The organism is Salinicola sp., from assembly GCF_982684285.1.
This window is the reverse complement of the sequence record NZ_CEXLVS010000420.1, coordinates 1-1,773: the sequence shown is the minus strand read 5'-3', so window position 1 is coordinate 1,773 and position 1,773 is coordinate 1. Positions and strand designations below refer to the sequence as shown.

Below are 1,773 nucleotides of genomic sequence, written 5' to 3'. Positions count from 1 at the left end.
AATATCGAGAATAGTCTGGACTGATTCTTCATTAATGTGTGGGATGTTTATCTGCTTCATTTTCTAGCCTTAATTCATCATCATTCATGCAGAGTAGCATAGCGCTCAACTCACTACCTATCACACTAATAATCAATTTTTTACTCAATTGGCTAGCTATTGACAATTAGCGATAAAAGTTAACGATGGCGAAAGATAAAGGTATTACAGCAACGGTTAGAAAACAGAACTAAAACGATGTCTGATGCCGATTTAGCGGCTAGTTCATCAACTGAAACACTGGCATCCACTGCATAAATCAGCGTTATCAACGGTGATAAATATTGATAGCAAACACATAACTCAAATAGATATAAATTCGCTACTTAAGGAGCTTATGATTCGGGCTCATTCTCACAGTTAACCGCTAGCAATGAGATATCATCCTCACCTTGTTCTGCCTCCAGATGTGCTAACACCTGCTGTTTGATCGCTTGTATCCGTTGCCCATGAGGATGAGCTTGGATCGATGACAGCAGAGCCGTGAGCCCTAACTGTTCACCCGACGGATTTTCAGCTTCAATCACACCATCGGTATAGGCAATCAACTCACAGGGTTCATCCCAATGATAGACCTCTGTCCGCGAATCAAATTGCTCGGTGGGTAAAATACTTATCGCCACATTTTTAGATGAAAATTCATGCAGAACTTGGCCTGACTTAGCGACAACCATGGCTGCCGGCAAACCACCATTCCAACATTCAATCATTTTATGATGAAAATCAATTGCAAATAAGGCGGTTGCAACAAAGCGATCTTTTGGCAACATCGACTTAGTTGCTGAATTCATTTCGGCGACAATGCTAGGAATGCTAAAGCCTTTGTCACTCATCGCATGGAAAATTCTAGCCACCGCAAGTGTGGGTAAGGCTGCGGCTAATCCATGGCCAGAAGAGTCCGCGACTAGAACATAAAGTCGTCCATCTGAGGTCTCTGCAGCAGCAATAAGATCGCCACTGAAATGTTCAGCTGCACATAGCCAATAGTCCATTGTTGGGTGCTCTATATTCCCCTGATCCAGCATCTTATCAGCCAGGTTTTTAGCCAGTTTTTGTTCTTGCTCCAAATCGTAATTGGCCTGCCGCAAAGATTCCTTTGTTTGTTTGTTTATCGCTTGCAGACTAATCATCTTCTGCATCGATTTAATTTTGGCTCTCAAAATGCTGAGGTTTATCGGCTTAGTTAAATAATCGTCCGCCCCCGTATCTAAACCATGAATAATATCTTTTTCATCACCCAGTGCACTTAAAACGATGATTGGGATCCACGTTTCTGTCTGATGCTGCCTAACCTTATCAATTAACTCTAGACCATTCATCACCGGCATATTAATGTCAGTCAATAGTAAATCAGGCGGATTCTGTAAATACATATCCAAGGCTTGTTGACCATTTTCCGCGACTTCAACAATGTGACCGGTTGTTTGTAGAAACTTTTTAAGTAAGGCTAAAACACTCGCATTATCTTCAGCGAGTAAAATTCTTATTGATTCCGTGCCCGTCATTGTCCGTCCACCGGGGCTTCAACTGCAGCCACCTGAAATTGAAGTTCATCCAAATGCTCACTACGATACGCTAAAACATCATCCAATATGCTCTCAAAACATGTGACTAACTTAGGTTCAAAATGCTTACCACTTTGCTCCTTAATTAACGTCATCGCATCTGCAACTGTCCATGCTTTTTTATAGGGTCGCTCTGATGTCAACGCATCAAATACATCACAGAGTGCAC

Annotated in this window: 2 protein-coding genes; both read right to left on the bottom strand. The window is 41.9% G+C overall.

Annotated elements, in window-relative coordinates:
• Positions 1–374 precede the first annotated feature (374 nt).
• Complete coding sequence (locus AC3AYF_RS20655) at positions 375–1,544, bottom strand: PP2C family protein-serine/threonine phosphatase (protein WP_487780346.1); 1,170 nt, start codon at positions 1,542–1,544, stop codon at positions 375–377.
• Positions 1,541–1,773: HD-GYP domain-containing protein (locus AC3AYF_RS20650; protein ID WP_487780345.1), on the bottom strand; the 233-nt coding region annotated here is incomplete at its 5' end. The genes AC3AYF_RS20655 and AC3AYF_RS20650, both read right to left, overlap by 4 nt.

What these genes read in the sequence shown, in the direction of transcription:
- AC3AYF_RS20655 (WP_487780346.1), bottom strand. Translation starts at nt 1,544, where the DNA reads ATGACGGGCACGGAATCAATAAGAATTTTACTCGCTGAAGATAATGCG.